The sequence below is a fragment of the Pseudofrankia coriaricola genome (assembly GCF_032027725.1).
In the GTDB taxonomy this organism is placed as follows: domain Bacteria; phylum Actinomycetota; class Actinomycetes; order Frankiales; family Frankiaceae; genus Pseudofrankia.
In genome coordinates, this window is the sequence record NZ_JASNFO010000067.1 from 18899 (window position 1) to 39681 (window position 20783).

Consider the following 20783-nt stretch of genomic DNA (forward strand, 5'->3'; position numbering starts at 1 on the left):
CGGTGCGCGCACAGCGCGCGGAAGGGTGTGTCCGGGTGGTAAATACCGGGCGACGAGGTCCCGGACAGGCGGTTCGGTCCGTACCGTCGTCGCAGGCCCGCCACCACGGGCTGACGCGGCCCCGCCGGCTCGTCAGTTCGGCGCGCGGGCGTCATCTCGGCGGCGACCTGACCACGCGGCGTGAGGATTGGTAATGCGAGACCTGCGCGACCTGCCCAAGGGGCATCTGCATCTGCACTTCGAGCTCGGCATGCGTCCATCGACGCTGGCCGAGCTCGCCGCGCGGGGCGGCCTGCCGACGCCCCGGACCACCGGCTTCACGGAATTCGGCGGCTTTGGCGAGGTAGTCGGAGGCATCCTGCCGATTTTTCGGGAGGTGGCCGACTTCGAGCGGCTCGTTGACGAAATGGTCGAGGACGCCGCGAGCGAGGGCATCGTCTACCTGGAGCCGAGCTTCTACCCGTACCCGTACCTGGAGATCTTCGGTAGCGCCGAGGCGGCATGGGAGGCCGTGCTCAACCGCGGCGAGGAGGCCGGCGCCCGCCACGGCGTGACCGTCCGCTGGATGGCGGCCGTCGACCGGGTCCTGGACACTCCCGAGCACGGGGTGGAGATCGCCAAGACGGCCGTCCGCTTCCGGGACGCCGGCATCGTCGCGCTCGGACTGCACAACGACGAGAACGGCTACCCGCCGGAGCCGTTCGTCGACGCGTTCCGCTACGCGAAGGACGCCGGGCTGCTGTCCACCCCGCACGCCGGCGAGCTCGACGGCCCGGCCTCCGTACGCGGCGCCATCGACGTCCTGGACGCCGACCGGCTCCAGCACGGTATCCGCGCGATCGAGGACCCGGCGCTGGTCGAGGTGCTCGCCGAACGGGGAACAACGCTCGACGTCTGCCCGACCTCGAACGTGCAGCTGTCGGTGGTGCCGTCGCTGGCCGAGCACCCGCTCCCGGCGCTGCTGGCCGCCGGCGTGCGGTGCTCGATCAACGCCGACGACCCGCTCCTTTTCGGGCCGACCTGCCTGCAGGAGTACGAGCTGTGCCGGGAGGCACTCGGCCTGACCGACGAGCAGCTCGCCACCTGCGCCCGCAGCTCGATCACGGGCGGCGCCGCCCCCGCCGACGTCCAGGCGCGTGCCCTCGCCGGCATCGACACCTGGCTGTGCTGATGGTTCGCTGTATTTCTGGTTCGCTCCGTGCGGGCACGGCACTCCGGCCCCGTACTCGCTTCGCTCCCACGGGACCTCCGCGCCGTGTCCTCCTCCGCGAACGGGCGCTCCGGCGACCTCGCTGCGGCCCGGCCCACGTCGCTTCGCTCGTGGGCCGGGCCTCCGCGAGGCGCGCCTCCGCGCCTGCACGGTCACCTTGCGCTGAACGTCACCAAACCGAAGCGGGCCCATCCGTCGGGCCACTTCGCTGCGCTCGTGGGGTGGCTGAACAGGGGCGAAGACCGCCACGAGCGAAGCGAAGTGCCCATACGAGCGCTGTGGTTTCGGTTGGCGACGTCACAGCGGCGGATTGACCCATGGCCAGCTTCTGCGGGGCCACGTCGCTTCGCTCGTAAGCGGCGTTCACACCTGATCGGCACAGAATCTGCGACCAGCACCAGTCCAGACGTCCCACGAGCGAAGCGACGTGGTTCCCGCGAGGGTCTGGCACTGGATCGGGCCGTCTTGGATTGGTGACGTTCAGCGCAAGGTGACCGTGCGGGCGCGGAGGCGCGCCTCCGCGGAGGCCCTCCTACGAGCGAAGCGACGTAGGGGGGCCGCAGCGGAGGTCGCCGCAGCGCACGTTCGCGGAGGAGGACACGGCCCGGAGGTCCCTTGGGAGCGAAGCGAGTACGGGGCCGGAGTGCCGTGCCCGGACGGAGCGAACCAGAATTACAGCATGGATCGTCGGCTGAAGGTCGTGATCGCGCCGGACTCGTTCAAGGGGTCGCTCGCGGCCGACCGGGTGGCGGCGGCGCTGGCGGACGGCTGGCTGTCGGCCCGGCCCGGTGACGAGGTCGTTCGGCTGCCCATCGCGGACGGCGGCGAGGGCACCCTCGACGTGTTCGCGGCCGCTGTGCCCGGCGCGCGCCGTAGACCCGTCAAGGTCACTGGCCCCGACGGCGCCCCGGACAGCCGCCTGGTAGACGCCGAGTGGCTCTCGCTGCCGGGCGGGACAGCCGTCGTCGAGCTCGCCAGGGGCAGCGGCCTGCCGCTGCTCGGTGCCCGGCGCGACCCGCTCGGAGCGCACACCGTCGGCCTCGGCCAGCTGCTCGCCGCGGCGCTGGACGACCCGGCGACGCGCCAGATCATCGTCACCCTGGGCGGCTCCGCGTCGACCGACGGCGGCACCGGGGCGCTGGCGGCCCTCGGCGCCCGCTTCCTCGACGACGCGAGCGCCCCGCTGCCACCGGGTGGCGGGGCGCTCTCCCGGCTCGCCGCCGTGGATGCGCGCGGGCTACGCCTCGCGCCGCCCGGCGGTGTGCTCTGCCTGACCGACGTCGACGCGCCCCTGTGCGGCCCTCATGGGGCCGCGGCCGTCTTCGGCCCGCAGAAGGGCGCGACCCCCGACGACATACGCCTGCTCGACGGCGGCCTGCGCCGGCTCGCCACGCTGCTCGGCGGCGAACCCGACGCGCCAGGCGCCGGCGCGGCCGGCGGCACCGGTTACGGCCTGGCCGCCTCCTGGGGCGCCCGGCTCGTCCCCGGTGCCGCGACGGTGGCCGAGCACGCCGGGCTGCCCGCCGCGCTGGCGGACGCAGACCTCGTCATCACCGGTGAGGGCCGCTTCGACGCGACCTCGATGTCCGGCAAGGTCGTCGGCGGGGTTCTGCGCCTCGCCGCCGCCCGGGTCGGCGAGGCCGGCCCCGTGCCGGTCCTGCTGGTCGCCGGCCAGCTGGGTGCGCCGCCGCCACCCGGTATCGACGCGGCCCTCGCGATCGCCACGCTGGCCCGCGGCGTCGCCGCGGCGACCGCCGAGCCCGAGCGATGGCTCGCCGCCGCGGCGGCTCAGCTGGCCGCCGCGAGGGTGGACGGCCGGCGAGCTCAGGACGCGGCGCGCGCGCCAGAGCAGACCTGAACAGCGGCGGGCGGCGACCCACGCTCGCCGGTCGAGCGCCCGCTCTGGAGACCGGTCGGGTTCCACCGCGGCCCGGCGGCTTGGAGATGACCGGGGATCGCCGAGAGAATCGAGACATGGCCGACGATCGGGACCCTCTGACGGAGCTGCGCCAGATCTGCCGCGCGTTGCCGGAGGTGACCGAACGGCCGAGCCACAGTTCGCCGACCTGGTTCATCGGCGACAAGAAGACGTTCGTCAGCTTTGTCGGCGAGCACCACGGCAAGCGCCTGGCCTTCTGGTGCGCCGCCCCGCCCGGCGCCGCCGCCGAGCTGATCAGCGAGGATCCGGACCGGTTCTTCCGCCCGCCCTACGTCGGCCACCGGGGCTGGCTTGGCGTCTACGTCGACACCCCGGTCGACTGGGACGAGATGGCCGAAATCATCCTCGACGCCTACCGGACCGTCGCTCCCAAGCGTCTGCTCACCCAGCTGCCCGACCCGTCCACCGCCTAGGCACCCGGCCGGCGCGACATGCTCCAGACCGAACGGCTCTCGCTCCGCCCGCTGCGGGTCGACGACGTGGATGCCTACGTCAGCCTCCACGCCCACGAACAGGTGAGCCGTTTCCTCGGCCCGTACTCCCGGTCGCAGGCGCTGGACCGCCTGACGGCGATCGAACGGCAGTGGGCCGAGCGAGGCCACGGGCGCTGCGCCGTCGAACTCAGGTCGACCGGGGAGCTCATCGGCGTGTCCGGCCTGCAGCACTGGGAGTCGTTCGACGAGGTCGAGATCGGCTGGACCCTGCGGCCCGACCGCTGGGGCCACGGCTACGCGACCGAGGCGGCCGGCGCCTGGCTCGACTGGGGCTTCCGCAACCTGCCGGACCCCTACTTCACCGCGATGATCCGACCGGCGAACGTCCGCTCCATCCGCGTCGCCGAACGCCTCGGCTTTCACCACCTGCGCGCCGACACCCTCTTCGACCGACCCACGACCGTTTACGCCCTTCCCCGGCCGGAGAGCCGGAATGGCGAAGTGTCGTGACCGTCGCGCGACCCGACCTCTCGCGGGCCTCGTAGCCGCCGGTGAGATCGCGGGCCCGGCCGGCGAGGCGCCCGGAGCCGCGGGCAGCGGGTCCTCGAACGCGGCGACCGTCCTGCTGCTGGTGCTAGGCCCAGGGACTCGGCGGCAGATCTCGGCCGGGTAGCGGCGCGGCACCGCTGTTCGCCGTGACGGAGTCGCGACGCGGGAGGCCGGAAAAGATCAGGGGTGGTCTCGCGCGGGGCGGCTGGCGGGGCCGGGCTGGTTGGCGGCGCAGCGGGGGCAGACGACGGTGGCGGCGGCGGCCGGGACGGCGAAGCGGTGAGTGCAGGCGCCGAGCCAGCGGCGGGTGAGCCAGCGGTCAGGGACGAACCGGCCTACCGGCCAGGGGCGTGGTCCACGGGTAGCGCAGGTCAGCTCGGTGTCGAGCGGCGGTTCGTCATCGACCACGCGCGGGTGTACCGAGGCGCAGATGCCGCAGACCACCTCGGGCGGCGACGCGATGAAGGTGGGGTCCCGGGAGGTCGCCGAGAAGATCTGGACCTCGGCGTGATGCGGGGTCGGGCCTCCGCAGGCGTCACACTGGATGTACCGGACCGTCATCGATCCGTCGCCACGGGTATCCCGCACGAGGGCGACCAGCGCGGACAGCATGCCGCGCCCGGCCGGATCGACGCGCGCCGGGTCCTGGTCGTCACTGTGTCTGGGCCCCACACTGTCCATGGTCGCCGACCCGAGGCCTCCCGGTCGCACCGCCCGGCGGAACGGGCGGCGAACTCCGCCGGTCCCAACGGCGGTTGGGCGGCGAAACCTCGCCACGTGGCCATCGGGACCGCCGCGAGCCCAACCGGCGACCGGGACGACGGCAACATCCTCGGTCGCGCGGGGCGGGCACGGACCGGCGGCAAGCTGGGTAGTGAGGCAGTTGCTCGCCACCCACCAGGAGACCGGGATCGTCAGCCGGCGGGAAGGGCCTGCCGGCAGACAGCGATCAGTCCGCTCGCGAGGAAGGGCGCGAACAGCCGGGCGGCGCGTTCAGCCGCGAGCGCGAGCCGCGCCCCACCTCGCGCCTCGTACTCGGAGGACTCGTACGGGTGAAAGGAGACGACCCGCCAGGAATGTCTTTCCAGCACATTGACGAAGGTGTACCAAGAATAGCGGGAAACGTCGCCCGGACGCGCCAGTTCGCGGCCGGTCAGCGTGGCGGCGACGTTCATCAGCCGGAATGCGTTCGTGGTGGTGACAATCATCGTCCCGGCTGGCGCGGTGAGGGCGCGCAGGCCGTCGAGGAACACGCCGACATCGTCGACACGCTCGATCACCTCGCCGACGACGAGGAGTTCGGCCGGACGGATCGCCGCCCGGGCGATGTCGGCCGGGTCGCCGCAGTCGACCAGATGGGCCTCGTAGCCAGCTGCCCTCGCCTCGGCGACGCCGTCCGCGTCGATGTCGACACCGACCAGGCCGCGCGCGACGGTGGCCAGCCGGGCATGCAGCCAGCGGCCATCACGGCGCGCCACGCCGCGCATGCCGGCGTCGGCGAACCCGACGTGTGTCACCGCCCTCCCGGCCGCCGCGCCGAGCAGGAACTCGTCGCGGTCCACCACGCGCACCCACGGCAGTCGATGTGTCCTGACGAGCCCCCGATCGCCCACGCGTCCGCCCCGCGGCTGCGCCGGGACCCACGTGGCCGCCTCGGGGACACCCGTGGCGGAGGCCTGCCCGGCCACCGTCCGGGCATCCCGCGACCCCGGCGCCATCGGCCGGTCCCCCGCATTCGGATTTCTTCCAGGAATTGTCGTCGCATCGTCCATCACGACTCCCTCCACCCGCCGTCACCGCACTCCCTGGATTTACCAGGAATCCAGCGGAGGACGTCGCCTGGGAGAAGTCCCGCGTTTCGCCGGCCCGCCGCCGCACTCCTGGGCAACTCCGGCGGCGTCGGTAACGCCGATAAACGGACCGGCGTGGCGCCTGGCCGGGCGCCACGCCAGCGGCTTTCCCGTCAGGACCCTGGCCGGCCGCCCCGCCCGTACCTCGCGCGCCGGGTCGACGGGCCTCCCTGTCGGTCTGCTGGCGCTGCGTCAGGCGCTCAGGGGGCCGATCAGGAGTTGGCGGACGTCGGTGGAGACGCACGCTGTTACGCCGCCGGACAGTTCGACCGACACGGTGCCTGTTCCGCCGGGAGGTGTCACACCCAGGGCGGACGCCTCCCTGGTCACGTCCGAGGTGAGGCAGCCCTGCTGGACGCCCGGCTGGGTGATGCGCAGCACGGCCGTCGCCGTGCCACCCGGTGCCAGCAGCGCCGGCCCTGGCACGGGCCTGGAGTCGTCGTGGTCCGCCGGCGCGCCGAACTCGGCCCCGCGGGCGTCGACGAACCGGACGTCGGGGAAGCCGTTCAGCTTGCAGGTAGCCGGGCCCGCGTTGGTGAGCACCAGCTTTCCGTACACCTGCCCGGCCGCGCCCTCGATGTCGTCGAGCTTGCCGGTCAGGGCGCCTGCCGCGCAGACGGGCGCGGCCGCCACCTCCTTGGGCGCGGCACTGGATCCGGCCGCGGCCGCCGCCACGCCGGAACCGCCAATGCCGCCCCCCCGGCCGGACGCCGAGGGGGCGACGGATTGCGCGGGCCCTCGCGAACCCGCTCCCGACGAGCCCGCGGCCACGGTCGCGGGACCGCCGCCGGCCACCGTCGAGCCACACCCGGACCCGGCCAAGACCAGCCCGAACGCGACCGCGGCCACCGCGGCGGCCTTCGCCCTTCCGGCGCGGGGCGCCCCGGCATGCCACCGGCACGCCGGCGCCCTGACCCGATCCGTCCGCATCGCGGGCTCCTTGGTCTGGCAGGCGGCAGCCTCGCGACATGCTGCTGACGCACCGCATTCAAATGCTGACGGAAACGACCGTAGCCAGCGATCGGCGACCGGGAAAGCTCCACGCACCGTAAAACGCGTGTCGCGCCAAGTTCCGAGTTCCCACGGTTGCGATCACGGCCCTGATCGAGACAGCGGAACGCCGCGTCAGCGGCGCAGGCGGGCTCGCCATGACGGCGCCGCGGCGGGCAGCAGCACGGCCGTGGTGATGTTGTCCCCGGCGCCGGCGGTCCCGGCCCGGCCGACGAGGGCGCGAGCGACCGCGGGCGCGTCGGGAGCGGACCGCCCGTCGCCGCGCAGAACGGCCCCCACCGCTTCGGGGAAAGCGCGGCCCAGGTAGTCGGGCACGCCGTCGGAGACGATCAGAACGACGTCTCCGGGACGGCGGCGGCGGCGCTCGACGGACCGGCCCTCGTCCTGGCTCCCTCGGGTACCCGGGCCGAGGAACTCGGACGGCGTGCTGATCACCCGTGGGCGGCCTCGACGCACCAGCGCCGTCAGTGTGTCGCCGTAGCCGATCGAGAAGATCGACTCGTCGACGGCGAGCACGAGACCCAGCGCGGTGCGCGCCGGCTCGGCGACGTCCGAAACGCCGTCTACGGCGGCCGCGGCGAGCGCGCGCACGAGTCGGGCGCCGCCGAGGCAACCGGCCCCTTCCACGGGAGCGGCGAGTAGGTCGGCCGCCGCGACGGCCAGCGCGCGCAGGGCCGCGGTCGCGGCGGCCGAACCGCCGTGGCCGTCCGCCACCGCGAACAGCAGCCCACCGGGGCCGGCCGCCAGCATGACACCGTCCTCGTTGGGCTCGACGGACGGCACCGCCTTCGGCAGCCAGCCGGCCGACAGCGCCGCGCCGAGTGCGGCCGGGTCGCCCCGACGGTTATCGGTGCCGTCGACGCACGCGGACATGCCGGCGATGACCGTCTCGCGCAGGGTCGGATGGTCCGGGCCCAGCAACAGCACCGAACGGACCGTCGACGCCGGGCACGGGGGGCGGGCCGCCACGTCGGTCACGTGCTCAGGGCCGGCACGGCCGTCGTGGCATCCTCAGTCATCACGGTCCGCGTCGTTTCGCGCCATGATCTGTTCGACGAGTTCGTCGAGCATCGCGTCCCAGCCGGGGGCGGTGTAGCCGGTCGCGTCGGCGAACCGGTCGGCCACCAGGCCGTGGTCGCGGGCCGGGCCGTCGACGGCCACTACCTCGGCTACCGCCCGCCCGGCCCGGCGCAGCCGGTCGGCCAGGCGGACAAGCAGGTCGTACTCCGTGATTGCCTCGGAGGTGGCGACATGCCACAGCCCCGCCAGGTCCTCGTGCTTGACGAGCACCCGGTCAACGAGCCGGGAGAGCTCCACCGTCGTCAGTCCGGTGCAGGTCGCCCGACGGTTGCCGGGCACCCGGCCGCGCTGGCTGAGGAACCACTCAACCAGACCGTTGGACCGCCCAGCTGGCTCCAGCCCGATGATCGAAGTCCGCAGCGTCACGGCCGGCGCCTCACGTACCTCTCCGAGCAGCTTGGACATGCCATGGACGTCAACCGGGTCCGGCTGATCATCCTCGGTGTACCGGCCGCGCCGGCCGGAGAACACGCAGGCGGTGCTGATGTGAACAAGCCGGACGGCGGCGACCCGGCACAGCCGAGCAAGCCGGTGCGGGAACACCGTGTTGACCTCGACGGCAGGCAGCGCCAGCTGCCCCTCCGGACGCTGCTGGACCAGACCGATGGCGTTGACCACCGCGTCCGGCCGGAACCGCTCGAGCAGCGCGGCCACGTCATCATGACATCGGGCATCGATCCCGCCGAAGACCCGCTCGGGCGGCGGCCCGGCGCCAGCCGCCAGCCATCCGCCGGCGGCGGCGCGGACACCACCGGCTCGATCTCCCGGGGTATCCGCGACCGCCCGGGCACCGACGCCAGTTTGGAACGTCGCCGCGGTCGCGCGACCGCGGACGATATCCGCTGGGGTGTCCGACACATCGTGAGGCTGTGCCGTCATCGCGGGGCCGTGGACAGTAACGGCGACGTGGTGCTGGGCGGCGAGCGTGCCGGCGAGCTCGTGCCCGAGCATCCCATCGCCGCCGAGAACGAGGACTCTCATCCTCTCCTCCCCGGCATGGCGCCCGCGGCCGGCCGGCCTGGCCGCGCCTGCCCGGCCGGCTGATCCTCAGCCGATACCGCCCGAGGCCGGCGGTCCAGGTCGACGCGCGCCGCGGGCGCCCGCGGCCCCGCGGCCCTGGCCGCCGGCCTACCGGCCGGCACCCGCTCCGGCGCGGCTGACAGACCCGCGGCGGCGCGCAGATGCCGCTCGACCCGGTCGAGCAAGGCGGCCCGCTCGTAATGGGTCACGTAGTACTGCCGGGCGGCGACACCCATCGCCGCCCGTTCGGCCGGCCCGAGCGCCGCCACCTTCGCGATCGCGTCGGCGAGTGCCGCCGGGTCCTCGGCCGGCACCGCGATCCCGCCAGCCGCGGCGACCACCCGGGCCGTCGCGCCGGCGGCCGATGACACCATCGGCCGGCCGCAGGCGAGGAACGAATGCACCCGGCTCGGAACCGTCAACGCCCACACGGGATCGCGGCGCAGTGTCGTGACCAGCACGTCCGCGTGCGCCAGCAGTTCCGGCATCCGCTCGGGCGGGGCACACCCCAGCAAGTGGACCCGGTCGCTGAGGCCTCTTCGGCGCACCTCACCCGCCAGCCACTCAGCGCGCGATCCGTCGCCGATCACCACCCAGTGCACCTGCGCGCCGTGGGAATCCGCACGCAGCCGCTCGGCCGCCGCGACCAGCGTCTCCAGCGCCTGGGCGACGCCGAGGTTGGCGGCGAACATCGCGACGAACCCGTCGGGGATACCCGCCGCGCGGCGGACCTCCGCGTCCGCCGGAACGGGGCGGTAATGCTTCTCCGCCCAGTTCGGCAAGTAGTCGAGCCGGTCGGCCGGGACGGCGGCCTCCCGCAGCAGCGGCAGGAAGTCCTCGGACCGTCCGAGCACCCGGGCGCAGCGCCGGTAACCGGCGCGAACCAGCCAGTCGAGCAGCGTGAGCACCCGTTCGGAGCGGACCGCGCCGGTCGCGTGCATGGTGTGCGGCCACAGGTCCTGCAGCCACACCACCACCGGAGTGCCCCGGACACGTCGCAGCAGCAGCGCCGGTACCAGCGTCGCCACCGGCGAGATCTGGTAGACGAGCACCACGTCGGACGGTGGCAGCCGGGGCACGCCGAGCACACTGGCGCTGGCCGCGAAGGAGAGGTGGTTCAATCCGAGTCGCCACCGCTCGCCACCACCGCGGGAGGCCCGCGGCACCCGCAGCACCTCGACGCCCTCGTGCCATTCCCTGGCCGGGCGCCGGCGGCTCGCGAACACGTCCCGGTGCGGGTAGCTCGGCCGCCCGGTCAGCACCGTCACCCGGTGGCCGCGCTCGCGCAGGCCCACAGCGAGATCGTTGACCCGAAACTGCTCGGGCCAGAAGTACTGACTGACGATCGTCACCCGCATCGGCTCGCGCTTCCTCGCGGCGCCGCGCGCGCTCCGGCCTCGCGGCCCGCGGGGACGGGCCGCCGCCCCGGACACGCTGGGCGGCCTGGACTTGCCCGGCCCGGCCGCGAGCGGCGCACGGCCGGGTCGGCCGTCATCGGTTGGCCTCGACCCGGCTGCCCTCATCGAGCCGCTGGCCGGGGATCCGGTGGCGGCCGGACGGCGCCGCCATGGCGGCGGGCCGGGTCGCGTGGCGCCCGTAGCCGTGGCCATAGCCGTAGCCGTAGCGCCGCCCGGACACGACCGACCTGTTGAAGACGTAGCCGAGCACCGGCGTGCCGATGAACTCCAGCCGGTGCTGGACGTCGGAGAGCACCCGCAGCGGCGTGCCGCGCCCGACCACCAGCACCACCCCGTCGGCCTGCGAGGCGATCGCGGCCGCGTCGCTGACCGCGAGCAGCGGCGGCGAGTCGACGATGACGACGTCGGCGTGCTCCCGCAGCCGGCCGACCGCGCGGCGGAACCGGCCGGTCCGAAAGAAGCTGGCCGGGTCGTCGAGCGCCGCCCCGGCCGAGACCACGTCGAGCGCCTCGGTGCCGTCGAGGTCGAGGTCGCGCACAGCGGCGCTTACCGGCAGGTCGCCCCCCAGGTCGGACAGGCCCGGCTCGTCGGCGACGTCGGCGAGCCTGGTCAGCCCGCGCATCCGCTCGTCGCCGTCGACGACCGCCACCTTGCGGTCGTCGCGGGCCATCGCGATCGCGAGGTTGAGCGCGGTCACCGTCTTGCCGTCGCCGGAGCGTGGGCTGGTCACCGCGACGACGCTGCCGCCGCCCCCGGCTGCGAGCGCGAACCCGATGCTCTCGACGAGGAAGTTGTAGGCCTCCCCGGCCGGGGAGGAAGGCTCGTACGCGGCGGGCAGCGCCCGGCCGTCAGCGGACACGGGGAACTCGGGGACCTCGCCGAGCAGCGGAACGCCGAGGACAGCCGCCGGGTCCTGCTTCTGGTCCGCCCTACGGCGGAACTCGTCGCGCCACCACACGACGCCGGCCGCCAGCAGCAGCCCGAGGAATGCGCCGACGGCGACCGAACGGAGTGGCCTGGGCTGCGACGGCGCGCTCGGTGGGTACGCCTGCTCGAACATCTGCACGCCGTCGCCGTATGTCGCGGTATCCACCGCGATCTCGTCGGCCCGGCTCTGCACGGTCAGCAGCTGGGTGGCGGCGGCCTGGCGGGCAGCGGACAGACTCGGGTCGGCCGGGCCCTCACTCCCGTTCAGCTGCTCGTCCAGGTTGCTGATGCGATCGCGCAGGTTGGCGATCGTCTGGTCGAGCTCGTCGGTGGTGGACTTCGCGTTCGCCTGGGTCAGGTTCCGGACTGCCTCGCGGTAGGCCTGGCAGACGGCGTTGGCCACGGCGGAGGCGCCCTCGGCCGTCGAGTCGGTGGCGGTCACGCTGACCTGGTTGAGCTGGTCCGAGGGGGTTGCCTTCACCAGGCCACGCAGCTGATCGACGGTGAGCCGGTTGTGAAGGAGCGAACGGGTGATCGTCAGCACCTCGGTGGAAGTGAGGTAGCGCGCCTGCGTGCGGACGTACCGCTGCGGGTCGCTGGCGACACGGTTGTCGCTGAACACGCTGGTGGTGCGCGGGTCGTTGAGAAGCATCGTCGCGCTACTCGAGTACAGCGTCGACTGGAGCGAGGCGAACAGGAACCCGACCGCGCCAAACAGGATGGTCACGGTGAGTAGCAGGTGCCACCGTCGCGCAAGCAAGGCGACCAGGCTCCGGCCATTGCGGACAGCGCTGTCCGTCTCCACAGGCTCGCTTCTCCTTCCCGCGGTGGTAGGTGCGACCGACGCCGGCCTTACCCGCCACTCCGATCGCTTTAAGCGATATGATGACTACCTAGAGTGACAATAGAGCCAACATCCCGAAGCCGGTGGAGGCGCGCCGTAGGGCGACTACCACACGCGACGGATGACCGCATCCCGAGGGCCGGAACACCGACGGCAATGGGACATGACGTCGGGCGTTCGAGTCGCTACTTCGAGGAGTACTCAACGCTGGCGAGCGGCACGTGCGCTATCCGCGAACCCGTCAGCGGAGCGAGGTCGACGGAGGGTGAGGGCACCGCGGGCGGATGACCACCCGCTCGGCGTTTACGCGGTCATCGGTCCTCAGAGCGACTCCACCAGCGGCGGGCTGGCCAGCCCCCCCGCGGCTGGGTCGAGGCGCTCGGCGCCCGGCGTGGGCCGCTGCTCGGGGATGCGCGGGGTGGCTGGCAGCCAGCGGCGGGTGTCGAGCACGGCACGGGCATGGCGCGTGACCGAGTCGCGCGGGAACCGGTCGTGGTCGACGAGGACGACGACGAGGTCGGCGGCGGCCAGCTCCGTCCCGTCGAGAGCGACGAGACGGACCGCGGCCGGCACCCGCGCCGGGTCGACGTGCGGGTCCGTGGCGCGGACATCGGCGCCGAGGTCGGCGAGCAGGCTCGCGACCCGGATGGCCGGCGACTCGCGGGCGTCGCCGCTGTTCTTCTTGTACGCGAGACCGAGCAGCAGGATCCGGCTGCCCAGCACCGGCCGGCCACGCCGGTTGAGCATCTCGGTGGCGCGGGCGACGACGTGATCGGGCATGTGGTCGTTGATGTCGTTGGCGAGCTCGACGAACCGGAAGTTACGACCGAGGCTTCGCCGTACCCGCCAGGACAGATAGGAGGGGTCGATCGGCAGGCAGTGGCCGCCGACGCCTGGGCCGGGGGTGAAGCGCATGAAGCCGTACGGCTTCGTCGACGCAGCCTCGATCGCCTCCCAGACATCCACGCCCAGCCGATCGGCGACCATCGCCAGCTCGTTGACCAGGGCGATGTTGACGTGCCGGAAGGTGTTTTCCAGCAGCTTGGTGAGCTCGGCGGTCCGGGTGGAGCTGACCGGGACGGTCTGGGTGACGATCGTGTCGAAGAAGGCGCGGACAGCGGCGAGCGACGCCTCGTCGACGCCGGAGACGACCTTGGGAGTGTTCACCAGGTTCCAGGTCCGGTTCCCCGGGTCGATGCGCTCCGGCGAGTAGCCAAGCCTGAAGTCCCGGCCGGCGACCAGGCCGGAGCCGGCCTCCAGCAGCGGGCCGAACAGTTCCTCGGTGGTGCCAGGGTAGGTGGTGGACTCGAGCACCACGGTGGCGTCCGGCCGCACCAGTCGGGCAAGGCTGCGGCCGGCTTCGGCGATGTAGGACAGGTCGGGCGCGCCCTCGGCGAGCGGCGTCGGCACGGTCACCACGGCGACGTCGAACCCGGCCGCCGGGCCGTATTCGGCCACCGGCCGATAGCGGCCGGTATCCAGCGCCGCGCGCAGGTCATCGTCGGTGACGTCGTCGACGTAGGACTCACCGGCCGCGAGCCGCCTCACCCGACGCTCGTCCACGTCGACGCCGACAACCCGCCAGCCCACCTCCATGGCGCGCATGGACAGCGGCAGGCCCACGTAGCCCTGTCCGACGACGACCAGCTTCCCGAGGTCCTCCATATACATAGTGTCGCTCAACAATTACGTAAAGCTAGGTAGCGGTTCCTCGTGTCGCTCACCCGTCCCGCCAGCCGCGCCACCGAGGGCTTGGGCGCGCGGGCTAGAACGGCGCAGGCGCCCGACGGGGCAGGTGGCCGAGGACGTCGGCGATGCGGCGGCCGGCCTGGCCGTCCCACAGCGCCGGGCGGCGGGGTGGCGGCGGGGTGCGCAGGACCTCCCGCGCGACGGCGACGATCGTGTCTGGCGAGCGGCCCACCACCCGGTTGGTGCCATCGGTGACCGTGATCGGACGTTCGGTGTTGTCACGTAGGGTCAGACATGGAACGCCGAGGACCGTCGTCTCCTCCTGCACACCGCCGGAGTCGGTGAGCACCAGCCTCGCGCCCGCCTGCAGGGCGAGGAAGTCGAGGTATCCGGTGGGCGGCAGCGGCTGGACCCCTGCCGGCAGCCGGCCGCCCAGGCGGGCCGCGGTCCGCGGGTGCACCGGGAACAGAAGGGGGCACTCGCGCGCGACAACGCCAAGCGCGGCGAGCAGCCCGTCGAGCACGGCCGGGTCGTCGACGTTCGCGGGCCGGTGCAGGGTCACCAGTCCGTACTCGCCGGGCCGCAGGCCGAGACCCGCGAGAGTCGGACGGGCGAGCGCCGCGTCGAGCGAGGCCAGCAGCGTGTCGACCATGACATTGCCGACCAGGTGGACCGCGTCCGGGGCGGCGCCCTCGCGCAGCAGGTTGTCGACGGCCTCCGCCGACGGCGCGAACAGATGCTCGCAGAGGCGGTCCGTGACGATCCTGTTGATCTCCTCCGGCATCGAGCGGTCGCCGCTGCGCAGGCCAGCCTCGACGTGCGCGGCCGGCACTCCGGCCTTCGCCGCGACCAGCGCGCAGGCCAGCGTCGAGTTGACGTCGCCGACCACGACGACCAGGTCCGGCGCGAGCTTGTCGAGCAGCGGCTCGAACGCGGTCATCACGGCGGCGGTCTGGGCAGCGTGCGAACCGGACCCGGCGCCCAGGTGGTGGTCGGGGCGCGGGATGCCGAGCTCCGCGAAGAAGACACCGCTCATCGCCTCGTCATAGTGCTGCCCGGTATGCACCAGCGTGGGCAGCGCGCCGTCGGCCGCGAGCGCGTCCAGGATTGGTTTGATCTTCATGAAGTTCGGCCGGGCGCCGGCGACGACGGCGGCGCGCAGCCCGGCGCACGGCCCGCGCCGCTCGCGCCCGGCCTGCGCCGGCACCGTCCGCGCCGGCACTCCCGCCGTCTGTCCCGCCACCGCGCCGCCAGCCGGGCCGCCAGCCGGGCCGCCAGCCGGGCCGGCCACGGCGCGAGGGACTGGACCAGCCATCGGACCATCCACGGCGCGGCTCATCGTCCCGCCTCCGAGACGCTCGGCGGGACCTGATCGAGCGCCGGCCGGGGCGCCGGGACTCCGGGGTGCGTGCCGGGTTCCCCGCCGGTAGCGGCCAGGTCGGCCGGCGCACCCAGGCCAAGAGCGACCGCCGCCGTCAGAGTGGCCCGACTGGACGCGAGCAGCTGCGCGGTCAGCCTGAGCTCGCCGCCCGGCCCGATCGGGTCGCCGGATCCGGTCGGACCGTCCGCGGCCAGGCACAGGGACCGGAAGTGTTCGACAGCGGCCCGGTGGCCCTTGTCCTGCGGGCCGCGCCAGCTCACGTGGCCGTTCACGACGAGCCGGCGGAAGTCGTCGATGCGCAGGTGGTCGCCGCCCGCGACTGCCTCGACCGCCTCCTTGCCCGCGTCGGCCGGCCGGGCGGAGCTGTAGGCGATCGTGGACAGCGTCCCGTCGGCGTGCCGCATGGCGACCGCGACGTCCGGGGCGAGCAGTGCCTCGGCCTCCCGGCCCGCGAGCGCGGTGACCGCCTCGACGGGGCTGCCGGCGAGCACCGCGCAGGTGTCGACGAAGTGGCAGACCTCGCCGAGCAGCCGGCCACCCTGGCGTCGGTCCGCGTACCAGTGGTCGGGCGGCACCGGCCCGGCGGCGACCCGGTAGACGATGGTCAGCGGCCCGTCGCGGCGGGCGAGCGCGCGGGCGCCGCCAAGCACAGCCGGCGAGAACCGCCGGTTGTAGCCGAGCATCAGCACCCCACCGCCCTCCGCGGCGGCACGCTCGACCTGGTCGAGCTCGGCCAGCGTGAGCGCCGGCGGCTTCTCGCACCAGACGTGCCGGCCGCGTTCCAGCGCGGCGACGGTGAGCGCGGCGTGGCTGTCGTGCGCGGACGCGATGACGACGACGCCGGTCCGGTCGTCGTCGATGACCTCCCAGGCGTCCGCGGCGACGCCGGCGAAGCCATGCCGCTCGGCGAACGCGCCAGCGGTGCGCCCGCCCGCCGAGGCGACGGTGGTGAACCGGCTGAACCCGGCGGCGCGGAAGGCGGGCAGCAGTACCGACCCGGAGAACGCTCCGGCCCCGACCCAGCCGACCCCGTCCCCCCGCCCGCCGGCCGGCCCCACGGCCCGCCGGGGCCTGTCGGCGGCGAGGGCGCGGGAGACCTGGCCGGAGTCGCCGGGGGCGGCGGCGAGGTCCTCGGCGGCCGGGGCATCGTCGGTGGGCGGGTAGCGGAACCGGATGGCCAGGTAGGGCTCCGAGCGGGTGGCGACGAGCTGGTAGGCGGCCGGGGCATCATCGACCTCGAAGGTGTGGGTGACGAGGTCCGCGGCCTTCAGCCGACCGCTGGCCAGCAGGTCCAGCACCGCCTCTTGGTTGCGCCCCTCCGTCCAGCGCACCTGGCCGGCGGGGTAGTCGACCCCCCAGTCCTCGTAGCCGCGGTCGTATCGTCCAGGCCCGTAGGAGCGGGCGAAGCGCAGCGAGAGCTCCCGTTCGTAGAACGGGGTCCTGGCAAGGTTCAGGTCGACGTCGCCGACGACGACCAGCTGGGCGCGGTCGCGGGCGAGCTCGGTGGCACGCGCCACCGGGTTGCCCGCCCGGCCGGCGGCGCAGATGAGCACCGCGTCGGCGCCACGGCCTCGGCTCCAGGACCGGATCCGCGCCGTCGTGGCGGGGCCTGACTCCTTCAGCGCCAGCACACCGGCACCGGCGGCGGTGGCGAGCGGGAGCTCGGCGAGGTCGATGCCGGCGACGTCGCAGCCGCTGGCGAGCGCGAGCCGGGCGGCGAGCTGCCCGACGAGCCCGAGCCCGATCACCACCACCTTGGCTCCCGGGCCGACCTCGGCCAGGCGCAGGCCGTGCAGCGCGATCGACGCGATCGTGGCGAAGGCGGCGTCGGCAGCGGGCAGGCCGTCGGGGACCCGGGCGCACAGCAGTCCGGGGACGGCCTGGAAGTCGGCATGGTTGGCACGGCCCGCGCCGCCGGTCGCGACCAGGTCGCCTGGGCGGATGCCGGCGACCGCGTCGCCGACGGCCACCGCCCGGCCGCATCCGCTGTAGCCGAGCGGCAGGTCGGAGCCGAGCCGGGCGCGCACCGAGCGCGCCGCCGCGCCGACGCCCTCGACGCGGGCCTTGTCGGCAACCTTTCGCACCAGGTCGGGGCGTGCCCTGGCCTTGGCGAGCAGACCCGCGCGGGCCAGCTCCGTGACGGCCCGCTCGGTGCCGGCGGACACGATCGTCACGTCGGTGCGCACCAGCACCTCGGCCGGGCCAATCGTCGGGGCGGGCACGTCGACCACGCGCACGCCACCACCGGACACAGCCTGGACGACCTGCCTCACCGCCCGACCCGCCCATCGCGGACGGCGCGCGCGTCGCGCCCGTCGCGCCCAGGAGCCTGGTAACAGTCGCCGTCAGCGTCACCGTGGGTAACACATCCGCCAGACATTCGCGGTCGCCTCATGCCAGTCATCGTAGTTGCCCAATTACATTAGGTCACGAAGCCTGGCCATCGGGCGTCGCATCGTCCGGACGACACGCAGGACGCAGAGACCCCACCCGCTAACCAAATAGCCCTACGCTCGATCACTACCAGTAGTCAACTGATCACACGGGTGTTCTCCCCCCTGACCGGAGGTCGACGGTGCGATGAGCCCGTACAGCAACGCCGCAGGGACCCCAGACGACGACCCGGCAGTGATCCTGGGGACAACCGGACCTCCCAGATCGCTTCGCGATCAGGCAGGAACCCCGGCCGGGCGTGCGAAGGAAGATCATTTTCGCACGCCCTTTGGCCCTCCAGCTGGCGGGCGCGACGGTGCCCGCCGGCCCCGGGTCCTGCTGGTCACCCACTACTTCCCGCCGGAGATCGGCGCACCCCAGGCCCGGCTGTCGGAAACCGCGCGTGCGTGGGCCGCGAGCGGCCTCGACGTCACCGTCCTGACCGGCATGCCGAACCACCCGACCGGCGTCGTACCGCCGGCCTACCGCGGCGCGGTCCGGCGGGTGGAGTGGGTCGACGGCTACCGCGTGGTCAGGACCTGGCTGTACGCGACCCCGAACGAGGGAGTCGTCCGCAAGACGCTGGGCCACCTGTCGTTCATGGTCAGCGGCGTGCTGCTCGGCGCGGGGATCGTCGGCCCGGCGGACGTCGTCGTGGTCTCGTCGCCGACGTTCTTCTCCCTTGGCTCGGCCTGGCTGCTCGCCCGGCTGCGGCGCGCCAGACTCGTCGTCGAAGTACGCGACCTGTGGCCGGCAATATTCGTCCAGCTGGGCGTCATCACCAACCGGCGGGTCATCGCCGCGTTGGAGCGCTGCGAGCTCGCCGCCTACCAGGCAGCGGACGCCGTTGTGACGGTGACGGAGGGCTTCCGCGACGACATCGTGCGCCGCGGAATTCCGGCCACGAAGGTGCATGTCATCCCCAATGGCGTCGACCTCGAGCGATTCCGCCCGGCCGAGTCGGAGACGAAACCAGACGCCGTCAGTGATCCTGGGGACAACGGCCGCCGGGCGTGCGAAGGAGGATCATTTTCGCACGCCCTTTGGCCCTCTAGTGATCCTGGGGACAACGGCCGCCGGCCCTCTAGGCCAGCGGCGCGCGAGACGACACGGGCCCGGCTGGGGGCCAGGCCCGCGGACACACTGGTCGTCTACATCGGCGCGCACGGCATCTCGCAGGGGTTGACGGCGGTCGCCGACGCCGCGGCGCTGCTCACCGATACACCGGTCCGGTTCGCCTTCGTCGGCGACGGCGCCGACAAGGAGCGGATCGCCGTACACCTCGCCTGGCTCGGGCTCAGGAACACCACACTCGCGCCGGCGGTGCCGCGCGACGAGGTAGGCAGTGTGCTGGCCGCCGCTGACATCTGTGTGGTGCCGCTGCGAGCCGTGCCGCTGTTCGACACGTTTATCCCGTCGAAGATGTTCGAGATGCTCGCCGCCGGGCGGCCGGTGGTCGGCGCGGTGCGCGGCGAGGCGGCGCGGATCCTGACCGCGGCCGGCGCGGTCGTCGTGCCGCCGGAGGACCCGGCGGCGCTCGCCGACGCGATCCGCGCGCTGGCCGCGGACCCGGCCAGGCGGACCGCGATGGCGCGTGCCGGGCGGGCGTATGTGGCGGCGCACTTCGACCGCGCCCGCTTGGCCGACCGCTACCGCCGCATCCTCCTCGGCCTCCTCGGCATACCCGAGCCAACGGCCCCGGCCGCCGTCAGTGATACCGACGCTGACCGAGGCGAGGACGAGGACATTGCCGTCGGCCTTCACGAGGGCCTTTCCGATGACGCCGGCATTCGGCCCGACGACAGCGGTCATCGTCACGACGACATCCCCGGCAGCACCGGCGATGGCCCGCGCGAGGAGGTCGGCGATGGCCATCGGGATGGCGCCGACGACAGCCTGAGCGAGCACGACGTGGATCCGCCCACGGCCCCGACCGTGCTGCCAGACGACCCGGTCGAGGTGCCGGCGGCCCGACTGCCAGCGGACGAGCCACCGGCGAAGGCGGGCGACAGACGGACCGGTCGCGGCCGGCCGCGGCGGAGGTGACGCGGTGAGGCTCCTCGTCACCGGCGGCAGCGGCTTCCTCGGCCGCCGGGTCGTCGCTACCGCGGTGGCACGCGGCGACAAGGTGATCGGGCTGGCGAGGTCCGCTGCCGCGGCGGCCACCCTGGCGGAGCTCGGCGCCTCGGCCGTCCGCGCCGACCTCGACGACGCGGCCGGTACCCGGGCCGCGTTCGCCTCGGCCGGCGCCGACGCGCTGCTCAACCTGGCATCGCTGGGGTTCGGGCACGCCGGCACGATCGTCGACGCGGCGGGCGCGGCCGGCCTGCGCCGCGCCGTGTTCGTCTCGACCACCGCGGTCACGACGACGTTGAACGCGCCGTCGAAACGGGTCCGGCTGGCGGCCGAGGAGACGATCCGAGCCAGCGGCCTCGACTGGACGATCATCCGGCCGACCATGATCTACGGCGGGCCGGACGACCGGAACATGTGCCGGCTGCTGGCGCTGCTGCGTCGCTCGCCGGTAATGCCGCTGCCCGGCGACGGGCGCGGCCTGCACCAGCCGGTGCACGTCGAGGACCTTGCGGACGTGCTGCTGCGCGCGGTCGAGTCGGACATCGCCGTCGGACGCCGCTACGACGTCGCCGGGCCGCGGGCGCTGCCGCTGCGCGAGATCGTCGACGAGTCGGCGGCCGCGCTCGGCCGGCGGGTGACCTGCGTACCGGTGCCGCTCGGGCCGACGATCCGCCTCGCCGAGCTCGTCGGCCGGCTCGCCGGCCCGTCACGGGGTTCGGCGCGGGGCACGACCTGGAACTCCTCGCCGCGGCTCGCGCCGAGCCCGCGCGGCGGGCGACGGTGGATCAGTGCCGAGCAGATCGCCCGGCTGGCCGAGGACAAGGCCTTCTCGATCGAGGCGGCGGCGGCCGACCTGAGGTTCGCCCCCCGTTCGTTCGCCGACGGCATCCGGGCACAGGCGGGCCACCGGTGACCGCGCGAG

16 protein-coding genes are annotated in these 20783 nt (G+C 73.7%); 6 read left to right on the forward strand and 10 right to left on the reverse strand.

The window, feature by feature from the left end; all coding sequences use genetic code 11:
• The first annotated feature begins 193 nt into the window (after positions 1–193).
• The 4 genes from add (at position 194) to QOZ89_RS30805 (ending at position 4093) form a co-directional block, all read left to right on the forward strand.
• Positions 194–1171 (forward strand): adenosine deaminase, encoded by a 978-nt coding sequence (gene add / locus QOZ89_RS30790; RefSeq protein WP_312627129.1) that lies wholly within the window; start codon positions 194–196, stop codon positions 1169–1171.
• A gap of 718 nt (positions 1172–1889) precedes the next feature.
• Positions 1890–3068 carry a glycerate kinase gene (locus QOZ89_RS30795; RefSeq protein ID WP_312627130.1) on the forward strand — a complete coding sequence of 393 codons (1179 nt, stop codon included), beginning with the start codon at positions 1890–1892 and terminating at the stop codon, positions 3066–3068.
• A 116-nt stretch (positions 3069–3184) separates the two neighbouring features.
• Entirely contained in the window at positions 3185–3562 is a 378-nt protein-coding gene (locus QOZ89_RS30800) for an MmcQ/YjbR family DNA-binding protein (RefSeq protein ID WP_071053325.1), read from the forward strand.
• A gap of 18 nt (positions 3563–3580) precedes the next feature.
• Positions 3581–4093: a GNAT family N-acetyltransferase gene (locus tag QOZ89_RS30805; protein ID WP_312627133.1), complete on the forward strand. Its 513-nt coding sequence runs from the start codon at positions 3581–3583 to the stop codon at positions 4091–4093.
• Positions 4094–4312: 219 nt separating this feature from the next.
• On the opposite strand, the gene QOZ89_RS30810 is transcribed toward QOZ89_RS30805, so the two are convergent.
• The 10 genes from QOZ89_RS30810 to QOZ89_RS30855 form a co-directional block, all read right to left on the reverse strand.
• Positions 4313–4813: a hypothetical protein gene (locus QOZ89_RS30810; RefSeq protein ID WP_312627134.1), complete on the reverse strand. Its 501-nt coding sequence runs from the start codon at positions 4811–4813 to the stop codon at positions 4313–4315.
• A gap of 233 nt (positions 4814–5046) precedes the next feature.
• On the reverse strand, positions 5047–5703 hold the full coding sequence (locus tag QOZ89_RS30815) for a class I SAM-dependent methyltransferase (RefSeq protein WP_312627135.1): 657 nt from the start codon (positions 5701–5703) through the stop codon (positions 5047–5049).
• A 471-nt stretch (positions 5704–6174) separates the two neighbouring features.
• A complete protein-coding gene (locus QOZ89_RS30820; protein WP_071053329.1) occupies positions 6175–6912 on the reverse strand; it encodes a DUF4232 domain-containing protein in 738 nt (245 codons plus the stop codon).
• Positions 6913–7107: 195 nt separating this feature from the next.
• Positions 7108–7920 carry a protein phosphatase 2C domain-containing protein gene (locus QOZ89_RS30825; protein ID WP_312627138.1) on the reverse strand — a complete coding sequence of 271 codons (813 nt, stop codon included), beginning with the start codon at positions 7918–7920 and terminating at the stop codon, positions 7108–7110.
• An 84-nt stretch (positions 7921–8004) separates the two neighbouring features.
• Positions 8005–9054 carry a sugar nucleotide-binding protein gene (locus QOZ89_RS30830; protein WP_083419838.1) on the reverse strand — a complete coding sequence of 350 codons (1050 nt, stop codon included), beginning with the start codon at positions 9052–9054 and terminating at the stop codon, positions 8005–8007.
• Positions 9051–10451 carry a glycosyltransferase family 4 protein gene (locus QOZ89_RS30835; RefSeq protein ID WP_312627141.1) on the reverse strand — a complete coding sequence of 467 codons (1401 nt, stop codon included), beginning with the start codon at positions 10449–10451 and terminating at the stop codon, positions 9051–9053. Before QOZ89_RS30835 ends, QOZ89_RS30830 begins: the two co-directional genes overlap by 4 nt.
• Positions 10452–10584: 133 nt before the next feature.
• Positions 10585–12243 (reverse strand): polysaccharide biosynthesis tyrosine autokinase, encoded by a 1659-nt coding sequence (locus QOZ89_RS30840; protein ID WP_071053331.1) that lies wholly within the window; start codon positions 12241–12243, stop codon positions 10585–10587.
• Between the two features lie 360 nt (positions 12244–12603).
• Entirely contained in the window at positions 12604–13947 is a 1344-nt protein-coding gene (locus QOZ89_RS30845; protein WP_071053332.1) for a nucleotide sugar dehydrogenase, read from the reverse strand.
• 100 nt (positions 13948–14047) lie between these two features.
• Positions 14048–15286, reverse strand: a complete 1239-nt coding sequence (gene wecB / locus QOZ89_RS30850) for a non-hydrolyzing UDP-N-acetylglucosamine 2-epimerase (protein ID WP_083419841.1) — start codon at positions 15284–15286, stop codon at positions 14048–14050.
• 20 nt (positions 15287–15306) lie between these two features.
• A complete protein-coding gene (locus QOZ89_RS30855) occupies positions 15307–17589 on the reverse strand; it encodes a bi-domain-containing oxidoreductase (RefSeq protein ID WP_491677201.1) in 2283 nt (760 codons plus the stop codon).
• A gap of 343 nt (positions 17590–17932) precedes the next feature.
• Between QOZ89_RS30855 and QOZ89_RS30860 the strand changes: the two genes are divergently transcribed.
• Together QOZ89_RS30860 and QOZ89_RS30865 are read left to right on the forward strand one after the other, a co-directional pair.
• A complete protein-coding gene (locus QOZ89_RS30860; RefSeq protein WP_241842323.1) occupies positions 17933–19831 on the forward strand; it encodes a glycosyltransferase family 4 protein in 1899 nt (632 codons plus the stop codon).
• A gap of 4 nt (positions 19832–19835) precedes the next feature.
• Complete coding sequence (locus QOZ89_RS30865) at positions 19836–20774, forward strand: NAD(P)H-binding protein (RefSeq protein ID WP_071053333.1); 939 nt, start codon at positions 19836–19838, stop codon at positions 20772–20774.
• Positions 20775–20783: the final 9 nt, after the last annotated feature.

Bases quoted from the DNA above. Each gene is read 5' to 3' on its own strand.
- add (WP_312627129.1), top strand. From the start codon at position 194: ATGCGAGACCTGCGCGACCTGCCCAAGGGGCATCTGCATCTGCACTTC.
- QOZ89_RS30795 (WP_312627130.1), top strand. From the start codon at position 1,890: ATGGATCGTCGGCTGAAGGTCGTGATCGCGCCGGACTCGTTCAAGGGG.
- QOZ89_RS30800 (WP_071053325.1), top strand. From the start codon at position 3,185: ATGGCCGACGATCGGGACCCTCTGACGGAGCTGCGCCAGATCTGCCGC.
- QOZ89_RS30805 (WP_312627133.1), top strand. From the start codon at position 3,581: ATGCTCCAGACCGAACGGCTCTCGCTCCGCCCGCTGCGGGTCGACGAC.
- QOZ89_RS30810 (WP_312627134.1), bottom strand. From the start codon at position 4,813: ATGGACAGTGTGGGGCCCAGACACAGTGACGACCAGGACCCGGCGCGC.
- QOZ89_RS30820 (WP_071053329.1), bottom strand. From the start codon at position 6,912: ATGCGGACGGATCGGGTCAGGGCGCCGGCGTGCCGGTGGCATGCCGGG.
- QOZ89_RS30830 (WP_083419838.1), bottom strand. From the start codon at position 9,054: ATGAGAGTCCTCGTTCTCGGCGGCGATGGGATGCTCGGGCACGAGCTC.
- QOZ89_RS30835 (WP_312627141.1), bottom strand. From the start codon at position 10,451: ATGCGGGTGACGATCGTCAGTCAGTACTTCTGGCCCGAGCAGTTTCGG.
- QOZ89_RS30845 (WP_071053332.1), bottom strand. From the start codon at position 13,947: ATGGAGGACCTCGGGAAGCTGGTCGTCGTCGGACAGGGCTACGTGGGC.
- wecB (WP_083419841.1), bottom strand. From the start codon at position 15,286: ATGGCTGGTCCAGTCCCTCGCGCCGTGGCCGGCCCGGCTGGCGGCCCG.
- QOZ89_RS30860 (WP_241842323.1), top strand. From the start codon at position 17,933: ATGAGCCCGTACAGCAACGCCGCAGGGACCCCAGACGACGACCCGGCA.